Annotated in this window: 20 protein-coding genes; 8 read left to right on the forward strand and 12 right to left on the reverse strand. The window is 62.5% G+C overall.

All coding sequences use genetic code 11. The features are described 5' to 3' along the window. Positions 1 to 2: 2 nt before the first annotated feature. Together VFB05_RS15060 and VFB05_RS15065 are read right to left on the reverse strand one after the other, a co-directional pair. Positions 3 to 368 carry a winged helix-turn-helix domain-containing protein gene (locus tag VFB05_RS15060; protein ID WP_325013526.1) on the reverse strand — a complete coding sequence of 122 codons (366 nt, stop codon included), beginning with the start codon at positions 366 to 368 and terminating at the stop codon, positions 3 to 5. Between the two features lie 84 nt (positions 369 to 452). Next, positions 453 to 1,199, reverse strand: a complete 747-nt coding sequence (locus VFB05_RS15065; protein ID WP_325013527.1) for a hypothetical protein — start codon at positions 1,197 to 1,199, stop codon at positions 453 to 455. A gap of 312 nt (positions 1,200 to 1,511) precedes the next feature. Here VFB05_RS15065 and VFB05_RS15070 point away from each other — a divergent pair, with 312 nt between their 5' ends. The 3 genes from VFB05_RS15070 (at position 1,512) to VFB05_RS15080 (ending at position 3,405) form a co-directional block, all read left to right on the forward strand. After that, positions 1,512 to 1,883, forward strand: coding sequence for a hypothetical protein (locus VFB05_RS15070; protein ID WP_325013528.1), 372 nt, complete (start codon positions 1,512 to 1,514; stop codon positions 1,881 to 1,883). Positions 1,884 to 2,016: 133 nt separating this feature from the next. Continuing rightward, positions 2,017 to 2,607 carry a formyltransferase family protein gene (locus VFB05_RS15075; RefSeq protein ID WP_325013529.1) on the forward strand — a complete coding sequence of 197 codons (591 nt, stop codon included), beginning with the start codon at positions 2,017 to 2,019 and terminating at the stop codon, positions 2,605 to 2,607. 279 nt (positions 2,608 to 2,886) lie between these two features. Then, positions 2,887 to 3,405: a hypothetical protein gene (locus VFB05_RS15080; RefSeq protein WP_325013530.1), complete on the forward strand. Its 519-nt coding sequence runs from the start codon at positions 2,887 to 2,889 to the stop codon at positions 3,403 to 3,405. A gap of 59 nt (positions 3,406 to 3,464) precedes the next feature. Here the strand turns inward: VFB05_RS15080 and VFB05_RS15085 are convergent, their stop codons facing one another. Beyond that, positions 3,465 to 3,860 carry a RidA family protein gene (locus tag VFB05_RS15085; protein ID WP_325013531.1) on the reverse strand — a complete coding sequence of 132 codons (396 nt, stop codon included), beginning with the start codon at positions 3,858 to 3,860 and terminating at the stop codon, positions 3,465 to 3,467. Between the two features lie 148 nt (positions 3,861 to 4,008). On the opposite strand from VFB05_RS15085, the gene VFB05_RS15090 reads away from it, so the two are divergent. Further along, entirely contained in the window at positions 4,009 to 4,890 is an 882-nt protein-coding gene (locus tag VFB05_RS15090) for a DMT family transporter (RefSeq protein WP_325013532.1), read from the forward strand. Between the two features lie 18 nt (positions 4,891 to 4,908). On the opposite strand, the gene VFB05_RS15095 is transcribed toward VFB05_RS15090, so the two are convergent. Then, positions 4,909 to 5,148, reverse strand: coding sequence for a BrnA antitoxin family protein (locus tag VFB05_RS15095; protein ID WP_325013533.1), 240 nt, complete (start codon positions 5,146 to 5,148; stop codon positions 4,909 to 4,911). A 167-nt stretch (positions 5,149 to 5,315) separates the two neighbouring features. After that, entirely contained in the window at positions 5,316 to 6,293 is a 978-nt protein-coding gene (gene cysK, locus VFB05_RS15100; RefSeq protein ID WP_325013534.1) for a cysteine synthase A, read from the reverse strand. A gap of 218 nt (positions 6,294 to 6,511) precedes the next feature. Between cysK and VFB05_RS15105 the strand changes: the two genes are divergently transcribed. Then, a complete protein-coding gene (locus VFB05_RS15105; RefSeq protein WP_325013535.1) occupies positions 6,512 to 6,721 on the forward strand; it encodes a hypothetical protein in 210 nt (69 codons plus the stop codon). A gap of 40 nt (positions 6,722 to 6,761) precedes the next feature. On the opposite strand, the gene tgt is transcribed toward VFB05_RS15105, so the two are convergent. Further along, the gene (gene tgt / locus VFB05_RS15110; RefSeq protein ID WP_325013536.1) at positions 6,762 to 7,895 is read right to left on the reverse strand and encodes a tRNA guanosine(34) transglycosylase Tgt; all 1,134 of its coding nucleotides are present in this window, start codon (positions 7,893 to 7,895) and stop codon (positions 6,762 to 6,764) included. A 265-nt stretch (positions 7,896 to 8,160) separates the two neighbouring features. On the opposite strand from tgt, the gene VFB05_RS15115 reads away from it, so the two are divergent. Both VFB05_RS15115 and VFB05_RS15120 read left to right on the forward strand, forming a co-directional pair. Further along, positions 8,161 to 9,186, forward strand: a complete 1,026-nt coding sequence (locus VFB05_RS15115; RefSeq protein ID WP_325013537.1) for an aspartate-semialdehyde dehydrogenase — start codon at positions 8,161 to 8,163, stop codon at positions 9,184 to 9,186. A gap of 110 nt (positions 9,187 to 9,296) precedes the next feature. Next, the gene (locus VFB05_RS15120) at positions 9,297 to 9,704 is read left to right on the forward strand and encodes an LIC_13387 family protein (RefSeq protein WP_325013538.1); all 408 of its coding nucleotides are present in this window, start codon (positions 9,297 to 9,299) and stop codon (positions 9,702 to 9,704) included. Positions 9,705 to 9,708: 4 nt separating this feature from the next. Here VFB05_RS15120 and queA read toward each other — a convergent pair whose 3' ends face one another. The 5 genes from queA to coaD form a co-directional block, all read right to left on the reverse strand. Next, positions 9,709 to 10,791 (reverse strand): tRNA preQ1(34) S-adenosylmethionine ribosyltransferase-isomerase QueA, encoded by a 1,083-nt coding sequence (gene queA, locus VFB05_RS15125; RefSeq protein WP_325013539.1) that lies wholly within the window; start codon positions 10,789 to 10,791, stop codon positions 9,709 to 9,711. A 128-nt stretch (positions 10,792 to 10,919) separates the two neighbouring features. Then, positions 10,920 to 11,384, reverse strand: coding sequence for a peptidylprolyl isomerase (locus tag VFB05_RS15130; RefSeq protein WP_325013540.1), 465 nt, complete (start codon positions 11,382 to 11,384; stop codon positions 10,920 to 10,922). Beyond that, positions 11,360 to 11,779, reverse strand: a complete 420-nt coding sequence (locus VFB05_RS15135) for a hypothetical protein (protein ID WP_325013546.1) — start codon at positions 11,777 to 11,779, stop codon at positions 11,360 to 11,362. The genes VFB05_RS15130 and VFB05_RS15135 overlap by 25 nt, the downstream gene beginning before the upstream one ends. An 11-nt stretch (positions 11,780 to 11,790) precedes the next feature. After that, complete coding sequence (locus VFB05_RS15140) at positions 11,791 to 12,354, reverse strand: peptidylprolyl isomerase (protein ID WP_325013541.1); 564 nt, start codon at positions 12,352 to 12,354, stop codon at positions 11,791 to 11,793. Between the two features lie 33 nt (positions 12,355 to 12,387). Next, positions 12,388 to 12,885: a pantetheine-phosphate adenylyltransferase gene (gene coaD / locus VFB05_RS15145; RefSeq protein ID WP_325013542.1), complete on the reverse strand. Its 498-nt coding sequence runs from the start codon at positions 12,883 to 12,885 to the stop codon at positions 12,388 to 12,390. Between the two features lie 291 nt (positions 12,886 to 13,176). Here coaD and VFB05_RS15150 point away from each other — a divergent pair, with 291 nt between their 5' ends. Continuing rightward, positions 13,177 to 13,434 carry a hypothetical protein gene (locus VFB05_RS15150; RefSeq protein WP_325013543.1) on the forward strand — a complete coding sequence of 86 codons (258 nt, stop codon included), beginning with the start codon at positions 13,177 to 13,179 and terminating at the stop codon, positions 13,432 to 13,434. Positions 13,435 to 13,463: 29 nt separating this feature from the next. Here VFB05_RS15150 and VFB05_RS15155 read toward each other — a convergent pair whose 3' ends face one another. Beyond that, on the reverse strand, positions 13,464 to 14,945 hold the full coding sequence (locus tag VFB05_RS15155) for an FAD-binding oxidoreductase (protein WP_325013544.1): 1,482 nt from the start codon (positions 14,943 to 14,945) through the stop codon (positions 13,464 to 13,466). Positions 14,946 to 15,201 lie beyond the last annotated feature (256 nt).

A 15,201-nucleotide genomic window follows, 5' to 3' on the forward strand; every position in this document is an offset into this window, starting at 1 on the left:
TGTCAGCCCTTGGCGCGATGGGTTATGTCGGCGCGCAACGCTTGCAGCTCCTTGCGCGCCGCGCTCTCGGCCGAGCGCTCGATTTTCCGGTAACGCGCCACCAGCGATTGACCGAACGGCGTGAGCGTGGCTCCGCCGCCGTTCTTGCCGCCGGTTTGGCGCTCGACTGCCGCTCGCTGGCAGATGCGGTTGATCTCATCGACCAGGTCCCACGCCCGCTTGTAGGACATGTTCATGGCCCGACCGGCTGCCGAGATCGAGCCGCAGCTATCGATATTCTCGAGCAGCAAGATCTTGCCGGGACCGATCCGCCCCTCCGGGTCGAGGTCAATCCGAACGCTCAAAGATGGCAGCGCTGACTTGCGCATCGATGGCTCGTTCACCCCTGAAAGGCACGGTCGGAAAGTTGATCGCGCGCGGACATCAAAGCCGCCCGCGCGCGATCGTCGATGTCAATAACAGCTACGCGGATCGACCTGAACGTACTGTCCGGACGGATATTTGTAATAGCAGTTGCCTTGCGCGAGGTAATAGCCGGGACGCGCAGCTGCCTGCGCGCCTGCGATCGCGCCGATGGTGCCGCCGGTGATGGCGCCCACCGCGGCTCCGACCGGCCGGCCGGTGATCAGGCCACCCAGAACGCCGCCGACAATCGCGCCACCGACTGCGCCCGCTGCCGGATCCGGCGGGGGCGGAGGTGGCGGCGGCGCGTAAGCCACGGGCGGCGCATAGCCTGGACCTGGCCCCGGTCCGACGTCGTCGTCCGGTCCGCCCGCATAGGCGTCATCCATCACCTCGACATCGGAGACATAGGTCGGCGGCCCCTCCATCGGCTGCGGATAGAAATACCAGACGCCGCCGACATCCCACCAATAGCCATAGCGGCCATTGTGCATCTCGTGACGCCAGCGTCCGCCCTCCCACGCCATACGGCCGTGATAGGGATGGCCACCAAAACTGCGCGCTGGGAGATTGCCGTGGGCGAAACGCTGCCCCTGCGATCCACGGACTTGTGGCCCGGCTCCCTGCCGCGGGGCCATCGCAGGACGCGCACCTGGCGTGGCAGGCCGCGCGGTCTGGCCAGCGGGCGGGGCGTGCTGTTTCTGTTGATTTGGCTCCTGCGCTTGCGCCGATACGGCAAGGACCGCCGCGATTGATATCAAGGGAACGGCGATCCGCGAGCGCTTCAGTGCACGCATTGTATTTTTCTCCCACTGCCACAAGAGCGGCATTATGGATCAGCCGCAGGTCGAAATCTACGTTGGCCGATGCGTTTGAAACGAACGCAAACGAATGCCGCCGTGTTGCCACAAACACCATCCGGTCGCCCTCCGGACAGGCGATCGCAGGGCGGATTTGCGCGTGTCTTGGCCTATCTTCGTGTTGCAACGGCCGCAGCTGGCCTATAGAGGGACATGAATCCGACATTCGCCGGCCGCGTTGCCGCCGGGCGCTCTCCCGATGTGAATGTCCGAATCGAACGAGGGTTCGACCCAAAGAGGGACAGGGAAATGAAGAAATTGCTCGCGTTGATCGTCGTCTTGGGCGCGACGGTCGCCTTCTCGCTGCAAGCCATCGCACAGCAGGACGACGCGCCGCCGCCAGCGCCGGCAAAGCCGCCGGCGCATCATGCCAAGTCGAAGGGCCCTGCGGCCGGGCCTCCGAAGTCGCTGGCCGAGAAGCTTCTGGCTTGCCTCGACATCGACGACGAAACCAAGGACCGGCTGGACTGTTACGATGCCGCCGTCCCGCCCAAGCCGCCGAAGGCGAAAGCCGGAACGGCCAACGGCGTGATGGATTGCCGCTTTGTCAAGGAAGAGGACGAGCGGTTGAAATGCTTCAATGGCTTTGCGGAGAAAATCCCGAAATTCTCGTCCCGCTGATTGGCATACAAAGGCCGGTTCCCCCCTTCATCCGGTCTGTTGATAAGCCTGCCCTCGCCGCTTTCGCCCTGATGGCCGGGAGCTTTGGCATGTTATCGACATTCTCGGACCTTTATCTGACGGAACAAATACCATGCGGATCACCCTCGTCGGCTCCCGGCATTTCGGCGTGACGACCCTGCGAATGCTGCGTGAACACCAGGTGGATGTGGTGAGAGTAGTTGTCGCCGACGCCGAAGACCGGCTGGCTGCCGCGGCCCGCGATTTCGGCATCGAGGTGGTCGTCCAGGCCAATCCGAAGCTCGTCGTCGCTTCCGAAATCGCAGAAGGTACCGACCTGATCGTCACCGCGCACAGCCACGCGCGCATCGCCAAGGACGCGCTGGCAGCCGCGCGGCTCGGCGGCATCGGCTATCATCCGTCCCTCCTGCCCCGGCATCGCGGGATCGCCGCGGTCGAATGGACCATCCGCGAAAAGGACCCGATTGCAGGCGGCACAGTGTATCATCTGGCCGATCACATGGACGCTGGCGCAATTGCGGCGCAGGACTGGTGCTTCGTCGGCAAGGACGAGACCGCGCGACAGTTATGGGAGCGGGCTCTCGCGCCGATGGGCCAGAAATTGCTCGCCGAGGTCATCGATTACGCCAGGGCGCACGGCACCCTGCCGGCGCGGCCGCAGGACGAGCAATTCGCGACCAGGGCGCCGGCGCTGGCGGACTAACTTCCGCAGGCTCATCCGCGGCGGAAACCTGGTCCCGATCGGTTGATTTACCGTGCTCGATTCCTGCCATAAATCCATGTTTTGGAGATGTTTATAACGGCGGCCATGGCCTGAAATGGTCGTGGCATTTACCCTTGTGGCCCACGCGCAACGGGTAAATTTCTTCTCCTTTCGCAAACCTCTCGGTCATGAACGGTTCGCGAGGGACTTGTACTTCTACAGATCAATGTGCATATGCGAGCGGCCAGCGCAGCGACAATGCCGGATGGGGGAAGTGGAATGGAGCACGTGCGGAACAATAACAAGTCTTTCGGCATCACACGTCGCGTCGTCTTTGCGATTGCAACCGTGCTTGCCGCTTCCACCTGGAGCAGCAGCGGACATGCGCAGGCCGGTGGACCTTTTGCAGGCATGGCAGGCGTCTGGAGTGGCGCGGGCACTGTGACTTTGGATGATGGACAGACCGAGCGGATCCGTTGCCGCGCAACCTATGCCGTCGGCGCCGGCGGCAACGGTCTGCAACAGACCCTGACCTGCGCCAGCGACAGTTACAAATTCAACCTAACGAGCAACGTCACGGCGCAAGGCTCCGCGATTTCCGGAACCTGGTCTGAATCGAGCCGCAACATCAACGGCGCTATCGAGGGGCGTGCGGGTTCGGGCGTTATTCAGGTCGTCGCTTCGGCCCCGGGCTTTACGGCCAACCTCTCACTGACGACGCGCGGCAACAGGCAATCGGTGGTCATCAGGGCGGAGAGCCAGTTCAAGGCCGCCTCGATTTCGCTGAGCCGAAGCTAAATCCAGATCCTGATCGCTCGCCGGCGGGTCGCTGTTTCAGCGCCGCCGGCGATTTTCTTTTAAGCCGGCACGAAGGCCGTCACCTCGATCTCGACTTTCGCCCGCGCATCGACCAGCCCGTCGATGTAGAGCAGGGTCGACGGCGGAAAATTTCTGGCCATGGTCTCGCGCCACGCCGCGCCGATTCCGCTGCCCGCAGCCTCGTACTCGCCGCGGCTGGTGAGATACCAGGTCAGGCGGACGATGTGTTCGGGTCCGGCATTCGCCTCCGCCAGCAAGCGCATGATGCGCTTGAGCGCCGTGCCGACCTGGCCCGCCATGTCGGGCGAATAGTCGCCTTTTTCGTCGCCGCCGGTCTGACCGGCCAGCACGATCCAGCGGCCGGGAGCATCGACCACCACACCGTGGGAAAAACCGCGCGGTTTCGACCAGTCCGCCGGCTGCAGGATACGCATGAGAATCCTCCCTGATATCGCGCGAGTTCACTTTGCCGCGCATTATAGCATCGGCACATTTGCCCGTTGCAAATGACGGCCCGCTCGACGATACCGGCTTGCTTTGCCGACGTCTCCCGCATCACCACCCGCTCCGCATATTGTTCCGATGAACCGAACCCCGTCAAAACCGAAAGCCGCGCTCTGGATGGCGGGCTGGCTCAGCCTGATGCTGATGGTCGCGGTTGCCGGCCGAGAGGCCACGCGCGAGCTCAACGTGTTCCAGCTCATGGAAATCCGCTCCACGCTGGGTCTTCTGATGTTGTATCCCCTGGTCCATCTTGCCGGCGGCTTTGCAGCGCTGCGCACCTCGCGGTTGCGGATGCATGCCAGCCGCGGCCTGCTGCACTATTGCGGGCAGCTCGGCTGGTTTTACGCGTTGACGCTGATTCCGCTCGGACAGGTCGTATCGCTCGAATTCACCATGCCGATCTGGACGGCCATCCTGGCGGCGAGCTTTCTCGGCGAACGCATCACGATCTGGAAGATCCTGGCGATCGCGCTTGGTCTGATCGGCGTTTTCGTGATCGTCCGTCCGGCGACGGGTGAGATCAATCCCGGCCAGTTGATCGCGCTCGCCGCCGCCGTCGCCTTTGGCACATCGGTTGCCATGATGAAGTCGCTGACCCGCACCGAAACGTCGGTCGCGATCGTGTTCTGGATGATGCTGGTTCAGGCCGTGGCGGGCGCCCTCCCGACTTTGTATGTCTGGGTCTGGCCATCGCCCTATATCTGGGCCTGCGCGATTGCGGTCGCCCTCGCCGGCACGTTCTCGCACTTCTGCATGGCGCGCGCGATGCTTTATGCGGACGCCACGATCGTGTTGCCGATGGATTTCCTCCGAGTCCCGCTAACCGCCGCAGCCGGCTGGCTGCTTTACGCCGAGCGGATGGACGCCTTCACCGTTCTCGGCGCGCTGCTCATCCTGACCGGAAATCTGTTGAACCTGAAGCCGCCAGCGTCGCGGCCGGCGCCGGCGCAGGCCGCCTGAACATTCCACCGACCTCGATTACTTCCCCGCCGCCTTTCGCAAGGCGTCGTTGATCCGGTCCTGCCAGCCCGGGCCGCCGCCTTGAAAATATTCGAGCACGTCCTGGTCGATCCGCAGCGACACCAGTTCCTTCACTCCGGGGACCGCATTCGTTTTCGGCGGCGCTTGCGGCTCCTTCTTCGTCACCTTCTTGAACGCGGCTTCGGCTTCGGTGCGGGCATCGTTGAGGGTTCGCGGTCGCCGCGGCTGATCGGGCATCAGAGCTCCAATTCCGAAGTTCGCAAGCTATCGCAGCTACCTCCGATGCGAACTTCGGAATCAAAGGAGCTCTGCCAATCAATGGTTGTTAGTGCGGCATATGAATTTGAAGTTCCTATCATGCGATCGCGGCAACATAGTAGGAACTTCAAATTCGCCGCACCAGGTTAAATTCCTTCGAATAGAACAGTGGAGAGGTATCGCTCGGAGAACGACGGCACGATCGCCAGGATGGTCTTGCCGGCGTTTTCCGGACGTTGCCCCAGTTTGATCGCGGCCGCAATCGCGGCGCCTGCGGAAATTCCGCCAGCGATCCCCTCATTGCGCGCGAGCGCCCGCGAGACCTCGATGGCGTCCGCGCTGTTGACGGTGACGATTTCATCGATCACGGAGCGATCGAGGATGTCGGGAATGAAACCGGCGCCGATACCCTGGATCTTGTGCGACGAATGCTGGCCGCCCGACAGTACCGGACTTTCTTCCGGCTCGACGGCGACGATCCTGACCGCAGGTTTGCGCGCTTTCAGCACCTGCCCTACTCCCGTGATCGTGCCGCCGGTGCCGACGCCCGCGACAAAGATATCGATGTTGCCGCCGGTATCGTTCCAGATTTCCTCCGCCGTGGTCCGGCGATGGATTTCCGGATTGGCGAGATTCTTGAACTGCTGCGGCATCACGGCCTTCGGCGTGGTCCGCACCAACTCCTCGGCGGTGGCGATCGCAGCCTTCATGCCTTGGCCTGCCGGAGTGAGGACGATTTCAGCGCCGAGAAATGCCAGCATCTTGCGCCGTTCGATCGACATCGATTCCGGCATCACCAGTTTTAACCGATAGCCGCGAGATGCGGCGGCGAACGCCAGCGCAATACCGGTGTTTCCGGATGTCGGTTCGATCAGCACGGTGTCCGCATCGATGAGGCCAGCCTTCTCCATCGCGACGATCATCGCCGCGCCGATGCGATCCTTCACGCTTGCCGCGGGATTGAGATATTCGAGTTTGGCTAAAATCGTCGCGTTTGCGCCGCGCTGCTGCGGCAAGCGTTGCAGTCGCACGATCGGCGTATCGCCGATCGCGTCCACGATGCTGTCAAACACGCGCCCGCGGCCGTGATGCTGCGCGGCACGTGTCGTTAACGATTCGTCCATGGCGTATTTCTCCGATCTGTGACACGTGCCGCAAATTTGAATCTGTTTTTTACAGGAGAGGAAGCGCGCCGTCGTTGAATCAATTCTGCGCCACAATTCGCTGCATCGCAAAAATTCACGCGACACCGAATATCGTAAAACCAACGCATTTGTGTTGCGACATCTTCAAACTTTTTGTTGTATGTTGCAGTCAGGTTCAGATCGCAAAGGAGGCCACGATGTCAGCAGTTGCTGAAGTCCTGTCCACCCTGTCGCATAACCCGCGCGGGAGTGATCTGCCGACGTGCCCTGTTTGTGCAGATTCCATGGTTGCTGCGGAAGCGTCAGCCTATCTGGCCGACAACGTCGTCAGCTATCTCTGGACCTGCGACACCTGCGGCTACGGTTTTGTCACCAAGCATTCGCTTAAGCGTTTGACCTGCAACTGAGTTCCAGTTGCGCTCAGACTTGGGATCGGCGCGGAACCTGCTAGCGTGCCGCAATGTCGCCATGTTCCCATTCGCGTCGCGTGCGTTCGCAAAAGCTCGCAAATGACCCTTGCGAGATCGCGAGCCTGATTTCGCTCATCAAATGCTGATAGTAGGCGATGTTGATCTCCGACAGCAGCATCGCGCCGAGAGTCTCGCCTGACCTGACGAGGTGATGCAGGTAGGCGCGCGAATAATTGCGCGCCGATGGCCAGCGGCTCGCCTCGTCAAGTGGCCGCGGATCATCCACATGGCGTGCGTTGCGCAGATTGATCTGGCCGTAACGCGTGAAGGCCATGCCGTGGCGGCCGTTACGCGTCGGCATCACGCAGTCGAACATGTCGATGCCGCGCGCCACGGCCTCGAGAATGTCGTCGGGCGTTCCAACGCCCATCAAATAGCGCGGGCGCTCCGGGGGAAGGAGCGGCGCGGTCTCCTCGATCATCGCCAGCATCACCTCTTGCGGCTCGCCGACCGCGAGGCCCCCGATCGCATAGCCGTGAAAACCGATGTCGACGAGATTACGGGCGCTGACATGCCGAAGCTGCGGCACATCGCCGCCCTGCACGATGCCGAACAGCATGTAGCCGGGAGGCGCCGTCTCGAACGCGCGCTTGCTGCGCTCGGCCCAACGCAGCGAGAGCTGCATGGCGCGGTCGATATCGCCACGCTCGGCCGGCAGGCGGACGCATTCGTCCATCTGCATCGCGATGTCAGAGCCGAGCAGACGCTGCACCTCGATCGAGCGCTCCGGCGACAGTTCGACGATGGCGCCGTCGATATGGGAGCGAAAGGTGACGGCCTCCTCCTTCACCTTGCGGAGTTCGGACAGCGACATCACCTGAAAGCCGCCGGAGTCGGTCAGCATCGGACCGTTCCAGCCGGTGAACGCTTGCAGGCCGCCAAGCGCGGCAATGCGCTCGGCGCCGGGCCGCAGCATCAGATGATAGGTATTGCCGAGCACGATATCGCTGCCGGCGTCCCGTACCTCGCGCCAGTGCATCCCTTTCATGGCTCCGGCGGTGCCGACCGGCATGAAGGCAGGCGTCTTCACCATGCCGTGCGGCGTCGTCAGTTGGCCGGCTCGCGCGGCGCCGTCCGTGGCGAGCAGTTCGAAATGATTGGGTACGCTCATGGAAGCGGCTTATCGCGTAACTATGGTGTCCCGTTCAACCGCCAGTTAGGGGATTTTCGGGTAAAAACGATTGACCAATCTCCGCGTCTTGCCCATAAGTCGCCTCCCATGACCTTCTCGACCAGCAAAACCACGACCAAAACCAAGCCCGCCAGGGGCTCGGGAGGCGTGCGCGCGTAGTCGAACGACGCATCATCTGATCCGAAGCCCCGCCACCGAAACGTCCGGGGCTTTTTTATTGCCCAAAATCCATAAGGAGACGAACGTGCACAGAGACCCCGTTGTAGCCATTGCCGGCGTGACCGGCGCCGTCGGCGCCGAATTCATTGCGACCCTCGACAGGCGCCGCTTCCCGGCTAGGAAGCTGAAGGCGCTCGCCAGCTCACGATCGGCAGGCAGGACGCTCGGCTTCCGCGGCGAGACGATCGAGATCGAGGAGCTGCGGGAGGACTCCTTCCACGGCGTCGACATCGCGCTGTTTTCGGCCGGCAGCGGCGTTTCAAGGAAGTTCGCGCCGATCGCGGTGAAGGCCGGCGCCGTCGTCATCGACAATTCCTCAGCCTTTCGCATGGACAAGAACGTGCCGCTGGTGGTGCCGGAGATCAACGGTCGCCGCATCCGCGACCACAAGGGCATCATTGCCGTCCCCAACTGCTCGGCCATTACCGCGCTGATGCCGCTGTGGCCGATCCATCGGCAGAACCGCATCAAGCGGATGATCATCTCGACCTATCAGGCGGCATCCGGCGCGGGCGCCGCCGCCATGGCCGAGCTGGTGGATTCGACCCGGGCCAGCCTTGCCGGCGAGAACTTTACGCCGACGGTTCTCCCGCACCCCTACGCCTTCAACGTCTTCAACCACGACACGACAATCGATCCCGAGACCGGTTACAACGAGGAAGAGACCAAGGTCATCAACGAGACGCGGAAGATTTTCGAAGACGACGCCATTGCGATCGGCATCACCTGCGTCCGCGTGCCGGTGCTGCGCGCGCATAGCCAGGCGATCACCTTCGAATGCGAAAAGCCGATCTCGGAAACGGAAGTCCGCAAGATTTTGGCGAACGCTCCCGGCGTGAAGATCGTCGACGACCGCGTCCGGAATTACTTTCCGATGCCGATCGAAGCTTCAGGTCAGGACGACGTCCTGGTCGGACGCATCCGCCGCGACCTCAGCGATGCAACCGGCCACTCGATCTCGCTGTTCGTATCGGCCGATCAATTGCTCAAGGGCGCGGCGCTGAACGCAGTGCAGATCGCCGAATTGCTGCCCGCGCGCGTCGCTGCATGATGGTGCTTGCCGCGCGGCATTGCCTCCCCTCGCCAACTGGGGAGGCTTGGCCGCCCGGCACCAGTGGGTTAGACAACAATCCTTGAGAAACCCTCTTGCCGGACAAGCTGATGACGACCACGCTCCTGCTGAGAATTGCCTCGGTGATCGCGCTGCTGTTTGCGCTCGGCCACACACTGGGCGGCTTGAAAAAATGGTCGCCGATGGGGGACAACGACGTCCTCAAGGCGATGACGAGCGTTCATTTCGACGTCATGGGAACGAGCCGGTCGTACCTCGACTTCTACATGGGGTTCGGCTGGTCGCTCAGCGTTGCCCTGCTGTTGCAGTCTGTGCTGCTTTGGCAGTTGGCCTATCTGGCGCGTGCGGACTCGACAAGAGCAAGGCCGGTCATCGCTGCGTTCGCGCTGGCCACATTGGCAAGCGGCATTATCGCCTGGTTTTTCATTCTGCCCGTGCCGGCGCTTTTCTCGCTGGTCTTGCTGATCGTTCTGGTCGCCGCATATCTGAGAGCGTAGCGGATCAGCTTTCGTTCGGCGAACGAAACAGCAAACAGGCATCGCCGTAGGAATAGAAGCGGTAGCCGCTTTCGATTGCGTGCGCGTAGGCCCGCTTCATGGTCTCGAGCCCCGAGAAAGCCGAGACCAGCATGAACAACGTCGAACGCGGCAGATGAAAGTTGGTCAGGAGAATATCGACTGCGCGGAAGCGATGGCCGGGCGTGATGAAGATCGCAGTGTCGTCGGTGAACGGCCGAATCCTGCCGTCCTCGCCGGCTGCGCTCTCGAGTAGCCGCAGCGAAGTGGTGCCGACGGCAACGATACGCCCACCCTTGCCGCGCGCCGCGTTGAGCGTATCGGCGACTTCCGCGGAAATCGTGCCCCACTCGGAATGCATCCTGTGTTCGGACGTGTCGTCGGCCTTGACCGGCAGGAAAGTGCCCGCACCGACATGCAGCGTGATGCGGTTGAGGCCAACGCCACGCTCGCGCAGCGCCGCCTCCAGCGCCGGCGTGAAGTGCAGCCCGGCCGTGGGCGCCGCGACTGCGCCCTCGTTCACCGCAAACATGGTCTGGTAGTCGGCCGCATCCTGCTCGTCCGGCGTCCGTTTGGAGGCGATGTAAGGCGGCAGCGGCGGGCTGCCGAGATCGGCGATCGCAGAATCCAACGTCGGTCCGTGAAACGAAAATGACAGCGTCACCACGCCGTCTTCGCCCTTGTCCTCGACTTCCGCATCGAGGTGTCCGAGCAGGCAAACCTTGCCCTCGTTGCCAAAACGAACGACATCGCCGCGCGCGAGCTTCTTGGCCGGTTTGACCAGCGCCCGCCAGCGCGAGCCGTCGAGCCGCTTGATCAGCGTCGCCTCGATCTTCGGTTCGGTCTCGCGCCCGATGCGCCGGCCCTTGAGCTGTGCCGCGATGACCTTGGTGTCGTTGACGACGATCTGGTCGCCTTCCCTCAGCCATTGCGGCAAATCGGACACCACGCCGTCGTGCAATTGCGCGCCGGGCTCGACCATCAGCAACCGCGCGCTGTCACGTGGGACAGCCGGCCGCAGCGCGATCCGGTCGGCGGGCAGTTCGAAATCGAAGAGATCGGTGCGCATATGATTTGAGCTCGACCCTCATGGTGAGGAGCCCGCAGAGCGGGCGTCTCGAACCATGAGGCCGCGGCGTTAGGTCGGCCTCATCCCTCGAGACGCGCTGGCGCGCTCCTCAGGATGAGGACAGCAGATCACGCCGCATCCAGCGCCATCCGCGCCTTGACGATCTTGTCGGGATCGCGGACCGGTTCGCCGCGCTTGATCTTGTCGACGTTCTCCATGCCCGACGTGACCTTTCCCCAGACGGTGTACTGCTTGTTGAGGAACGGAGCGTCGTCGAAGCAGATGAAGAACTGGCTGTCGCCGGAATCCGGATTGGCGGCGCGCGCCATCGATGCGGTGCCGCGCACATGCGGCTCGGCGTTGAACTCGGCCTTCAGTTTCTGGCCGGAGCCACCGGTGCCGGTGCCGTGCGGGCAGCCGGTCTGGGCCATGAAGCCATCGATCACGCGGTGGAATACGATGCCGTCGTAAAAGCCCTCGCGCACCAGCTCCTTGATGCGCGCAACGTGGTTCGGCGCCAGATCGGGGCGCATCTCGATGGAAACGGGTCCCTGGGTCGTTTCGAGGATCAAAGTATTTTCTGTGTCAGCCATGCTCGTTTCTCGGTTGGTTGCGGTTTGCGATTATGAAATCTGATTGCGAAAGGTCGCCCGGCGGTGGCGCCGGCCATTGCTTCGGTAAATGGCATTGGCGTACAGCGCTGCAATGCCTCCATGACGGCAATCCGGTACAATAAACGGTCGTTATCGTCAGCTTGTTCCGATTGATAGGTGACGCGAGGCCTGCCCAAGATCCGGCCGGCCCGGTTGAAACTGACGATCACGGTGATGTCGATGTCGAGGTGGGCCCGCGAGGGCGGCTTCCAGCAGGCCCGCAGCCTCGCGACGACGTCGGAAATGGTGTTGACCTGCGCCGGTTGGGCCTGCGCGGGTAACAGCCCGACGAGCCAGAGCCCCGCCACGCAGGTCAAAGCCAGCTGCCGAAGCAGGCTCAACGCCGTCACTTCATGTCGGATGCGACCTGAACCTTCACCATCTTGTCCGGATCGGCCACGGCACCACCGGGCGCGCCCGGCGCAGCCTTCTTCAGCTTGTCGACGACGTCCATGCCGGACACCACTTCGCCGATCACGGTGTACTGGCCATCCAGCGGTGTGCCGTCCGCAAACATGATGAAGAATTGCGAATTGGCGGAATCGACGCTGTCACCCTTGCGCGCCATGCCGACGATGCCGCGCTTGAAGTGGACGTTGGAGAATTCCTGCTTCAGGTTCGGATATTTCGAACCGCCGGTGCCGTTGAAATTCTGGCCGTCGCCGGTCTGCGCCATGAACCCATCCATCACGCGGTGGAACGGCACGTTGTTGTAGAAGCCTTCGCGCGCAAGCTGCTTGATGCGCTCGGCGTGCTGAGGCGCGATGTCGTTACGCAGCTTGATGACGATCCGGCCCTTGGTGGTGTCAATGACAATCGCATTCTGCTTGTCGAGGCCGGCCGGAAGCGGCTGGGCGATGGCGGGCGCGGCGCAAACGAGCGCGGCAAGAACGGCGAGAATTCGGATCATGGAAGCTCCAGCGTGAGATGAAGGTGTATCGTATCAGCGGCCGAACTTGGCCTTGAGGCGCTTGGCGACCGCCTTGGGCACGAAATTCGAGACGTCACCACCCATACTGGCGATCTGTCGCACCAGTGTGGCGGTGATCGGGCGAACGGTCGGGGATGCCGGCAGGAAAACGGTGCGGACCTCCGGCGCCATGGTCTCGTTCATGCCGGCCAGCTGCATTTCGTAGTCGAGGTCGGTGCCGTCCCGCAGCCCTCTGATAAAAATGGTCGCTTTGGCGCGCCTGGCGGCTGTGACGGCGAGATCGTCATAGGTGATGGCTTCGAACTCGCACTTTGCTGTTTTCGCAACGGGCTCGAACACCTCGCGGATCATCGCAAGCCGGTCCTCCGCCGAAAAGAGCGGTGCCTTTCCCGGGTGGACGCCGATCGCGATCACCAGCCGGTCGCAAAGGCCGACCGCTTGGCGGACGACGTCCAGGTGGCCATTGGTGACGGGATCGAAGGAGCCGGGATAAAGCGCGATACGGGGCATGAAACCCTCCTACCCCGCCCTGTGCGGCCCCGCAAGCCGGTCGCGCTCCGTGGCACGCCCCTACGGCCCAGCCGCTGATTTTTGTCGTTCATTGAACCGGTTCGCCAAAGGCGGCGTCTATCGGATGCGCCTGCTTTGTTTCGTCCGGACGACCCCGACGAAACAATATGCCGGCCGGACGAAACCATTTTCGGCAGTTTTGAGGGTTTGGCGAAGAACTCCGGAAACCGCCGGCTTGTACCAAAACGCCCAGACAACGGGGCCACCAAGGCCCGATGACAGGGGACCGTCATGATCAAGACTCTTTCAGCTATCGCTGTTGCCGCATGCGTCGCAGCTGCCCTGACCATCCTCCCGGGCTTTGCTCCTACCGTCGAAGCAAGCGTGCCGCGCCCGCTCGCCAAGGCCGACCGCCTGGATATCCGCCCGGTCAACCATGACTGCGCGCAGCAGAACTGGCCGAACTTCGACGCTTCCTGCCTGCGCACCGCGGGCAACAGAACGTCCGTCCGCACGGCCCGCCTGGTCACCGCCGACCGCACGCCGTAGTGCTTGCCGCCTCCGGGCTTGCTTTTCCCCTATGATATCTCCACCGGCACGCTCTGAGCGTGCCGGAAAACGTTTTTCGGATCGAACGCCGCCTTGATCTTCATCAGCCGCGGCAGGTTATCGCCCCAATAGGCCTTCGCGTACCCCTCGCCGAGATCGAGATCGCAGTAGTTCACATAACAGCTGCCTGAAACATAAGGCCGCATCGCGCTGTACAGCGTTCGCATCATCGCCAGATTGGTCTCGGTGGCGCCGGGGCTCTCCCACTGCATGTAATATTGAATGAGATATTTGGTGCTGCCGCGATGAACGAACGCCGTGGCATCGGACGCGACCTTGTTGATCGCCCCGCCATAGCTGTCGAACAACACGGCGATCTCGCCGCGCGCCTCGAGCAAGCCGTTCAGCAGCGTCAGGATCCCCTGCTCGCTCATCGGTTCGCTCACGTAGTCCGATTTGCCTTTCATCAGCACGGATTCGTAAGGAGGGCCGCCGCCGTTGAAGATGGTGGCGGCTCTCGCAAAGGTCAGCGTGCTGGTGCTTTGTGTGTCGGCGCTGCCGGCGAGCTTCTGCAGCCGCTGCAATTCCGCGACCAGCCGGGTCTGTGAATCGACGGAAAGCCCGGCGATATGCACCTGGATCACTCCGCCCGGCTCCTTGGTCACGTGAAGCGTGCAGGTGACCGCAGGTGGTAAGTTCTCGAGCCATTCCTGCCAGGCCAGCACAATCTTCGCCGCCTGCGCGACTGGCTTTTTCCAGGTGATGGCGAACTTGGCGACCAGATTGACCGCGCTGGTGCGAAAGTTGAATTTGGTCACGACGCCAAAACTTCCGTTGCCGCCGCCACGCAACGCCCAGAACAAATCCGGGTTTTCCTGGGCGCTGACGCTCAGAACCTGGCCTGCCGCGTCGACGACCTCCATCGCGAGCACGCTGTCGCATGCGAGGCCGAACGGCCGTCCGAGCAGGCCGAAGCCGCCACCAAGTGAATGGCCCGCCACCCCGACTGGAAAACAGGTGCCGGCGGGTATCGCCCGATTGCTCGGCTCAAGCGCCTTGTAGACCGCCCCCAGGGAGGCGCCCGAACCGATCACAACCGATTTCTTGTCGGCGGATAGCTGCACGGCACTCATGCCGCGGACATCGATCACGAGATCGGCGCTTTGCGACAGACCTTCATAGGAATGGCCGCCGGAGCGGATGGCAAAACTCACGCCGTTACCGGTCGCCCAGCGAATGGTAGCGCCGACCGCCTGCGCGCTCGAGGCGACAACGCGCACTTGCGGCGTCAGCTGCTTTCGCTTGCTGTAAGAGGCGTTGTAGTCGACCTTGTTGGGCGCAACGCTGCCGGAGATCAGCAGCAGGTCTTTCCTGGGATCGAGCTCCGCCTGCAGCGCTGCAACGGGAAGGCCGGTCGCGGCCTCCGCCTTGCGGAGGGCAAGTACGGAATGACCTACGATTAGATTGGCGGAGAGAAGGCCGGTGGCTTGCAGGAAATCACGGCGCTTCATCCGCTTCGCTCGCTAGTGTCCCGGTTCTGACATTCGCATCATATCGCGGCGGGCACTTTTACGAATGTCAGAACCAAAGGGACACTAGCAAAAATATGATTCTAGTGAAGCTTTTACTCTGACGTTCCTTGGTCGCGGTCGCTGCGAAACTGAAAGGAACGTCAAAGTCGCTTCACTAGGCCTGCGCGGCCGCCTTTTGCATGTCGGTCTGAACCCTGTCGTAGAGCACGCGCCACGACGCCAACATGTCAGGGGT

Source organism: Bradyrhizobium sp. (assembly GCF_035652035.1).
Taxonomy (GTDB): domain Bacteria; phylum Pseudomonadota; class Alphaproteobacteria; order Rhizobiales; family Xanthobacteraceae; genus Bradyrhizobium.

Excerpts from the sequence above, each read along its gene's own strand:
- VFB05_RS15060 (WP_325013526.1), bottom strand. The coding sequence starts at position 368 with ATGCGCAAGTCAGCGCTGCCATCTTTGAGCGTTCGGATTGACCTCGAC.
- VFB05_RS15065 (WP_325013527.1), bottom strand. The coding sequence starts at position 1,199 with ATGCGTGCACTGAAGCGCTCGCGGATCGCCGTTCCCTTGATATCAATC.
- VFB05_RS15070 (WP_325013528.1), top strand. The coding sequence starts at position 1,512 with ATGAAGAAATTGCTCGCGTTGATCGTCGTCTTGGGCGCGACGGTCGCC.
- VFB05_RS15075 (WP_325013529.1), top strand. The coding sequence starts at position 2,017 with ATGCGGATCACCCTCGTCGGCTCCCGGCATTTCGGCGTGACGACCCTG.
- VFB05_RS15080 (WP_325013530.1), top strand. The coding sequence starts at position 2,887 with ATGGAGCACGTGCGGAACAATAACAAGTCTTTCGGCATCACACGTCGC.
- VFB05_RS15085 (WP_325013531.1), bottom strand. The coding sequence starts at position 3,860 with ATGCGTATCCTGCAGCCGGCGGACTGGTCGAAACCGCGCGGTTTTTCC.
- VFB05_RS15090 (WP_325013532.1), top strand. The coding sequence starts at position 4,009 with ATGAACCGAACCCCGTCAAAACCGAAAGCCGCGCTCTGGATGGCGGGC.
- VFB05_RS15095 (WP_325013533.1), bottom strand. The coding sequence starts at position 5,148 with ATGCCCGATCAGCCGCGGCGACCGCGAACCCTCAACGATGCCCGCACC.
- cysK (WP_325013534.1), bottom strand. The coding sequence starts at position 6,293 with ATGGACGAATCGTTAACGACACGTGCCGCGCAGCATCACGGCCGCGGG.
- VFB05_RS15105 (WP_325013535.1), top strand. The coding sequence starts at position 6,512 with ATGTCAGCAGTTGCTGAAGTCCTGTCCACCCTGTCGCATAACCCGCGC.
- tgt (WP_325013536.1), bottom strand. The coding sequence starts at position 7,895 with ATGAGCGTACCCAATCATTTCGAACTGCTCGCCACGGACGGCGCCGCG.
- VFB05_RS15120 (WP_325013538.1), top strand. The coding sequence starts at position 9,297 with ATGACGACCACGCTCCTGCTGAGAATTGCCTCGGTGATCGCGCTGCTG.
- queA (WP_325013539.1), bottom strand. The coding sequence starts at position 10,791 with ATGCGCACCGATCTCTTCGATTTCGAACTGCCCGCCGACCGGATCGCG.
- VFB05_RS15130 (WP_325013540.1), bottom strand. The coding sequence starts at position 11,384 with ATGGCTGACACAGAAAATACTTTGATCCTCGAAACGACCCAGGGACCC.
- VFB05_RS15140 (WP_325013541.1), bottom strand. The coding sequence starts at position 12,354 with ATGATCCGAATTCTCGCCGTTCTTGCCGCGCTCGTTTGCGCCGCGCCC.
- coaD (WP_325013542.1), bottom strand. The coding sequence starts at position 12,885 with ATGCCCCGTATCGCGCTTTATCCCGGCTCCTTCGATCCCGTCACCAAT.
- VFB05_RS15150 (WP_325013543.1), top strand. The coding sequence starts at position 13,177 with ATGATCAAGACTCTTTCAGCTATCGCTGTTGCCGCATGCGTCGCAGCT.
- VFB05_RS15155 (WP_325013544.1), bottom strand. The coding sequence starts at position 14,945 with ATGAAGCGCCGTGATTTCCTGCAAGCCACCGGCCTTCTCTCCGCCAAT.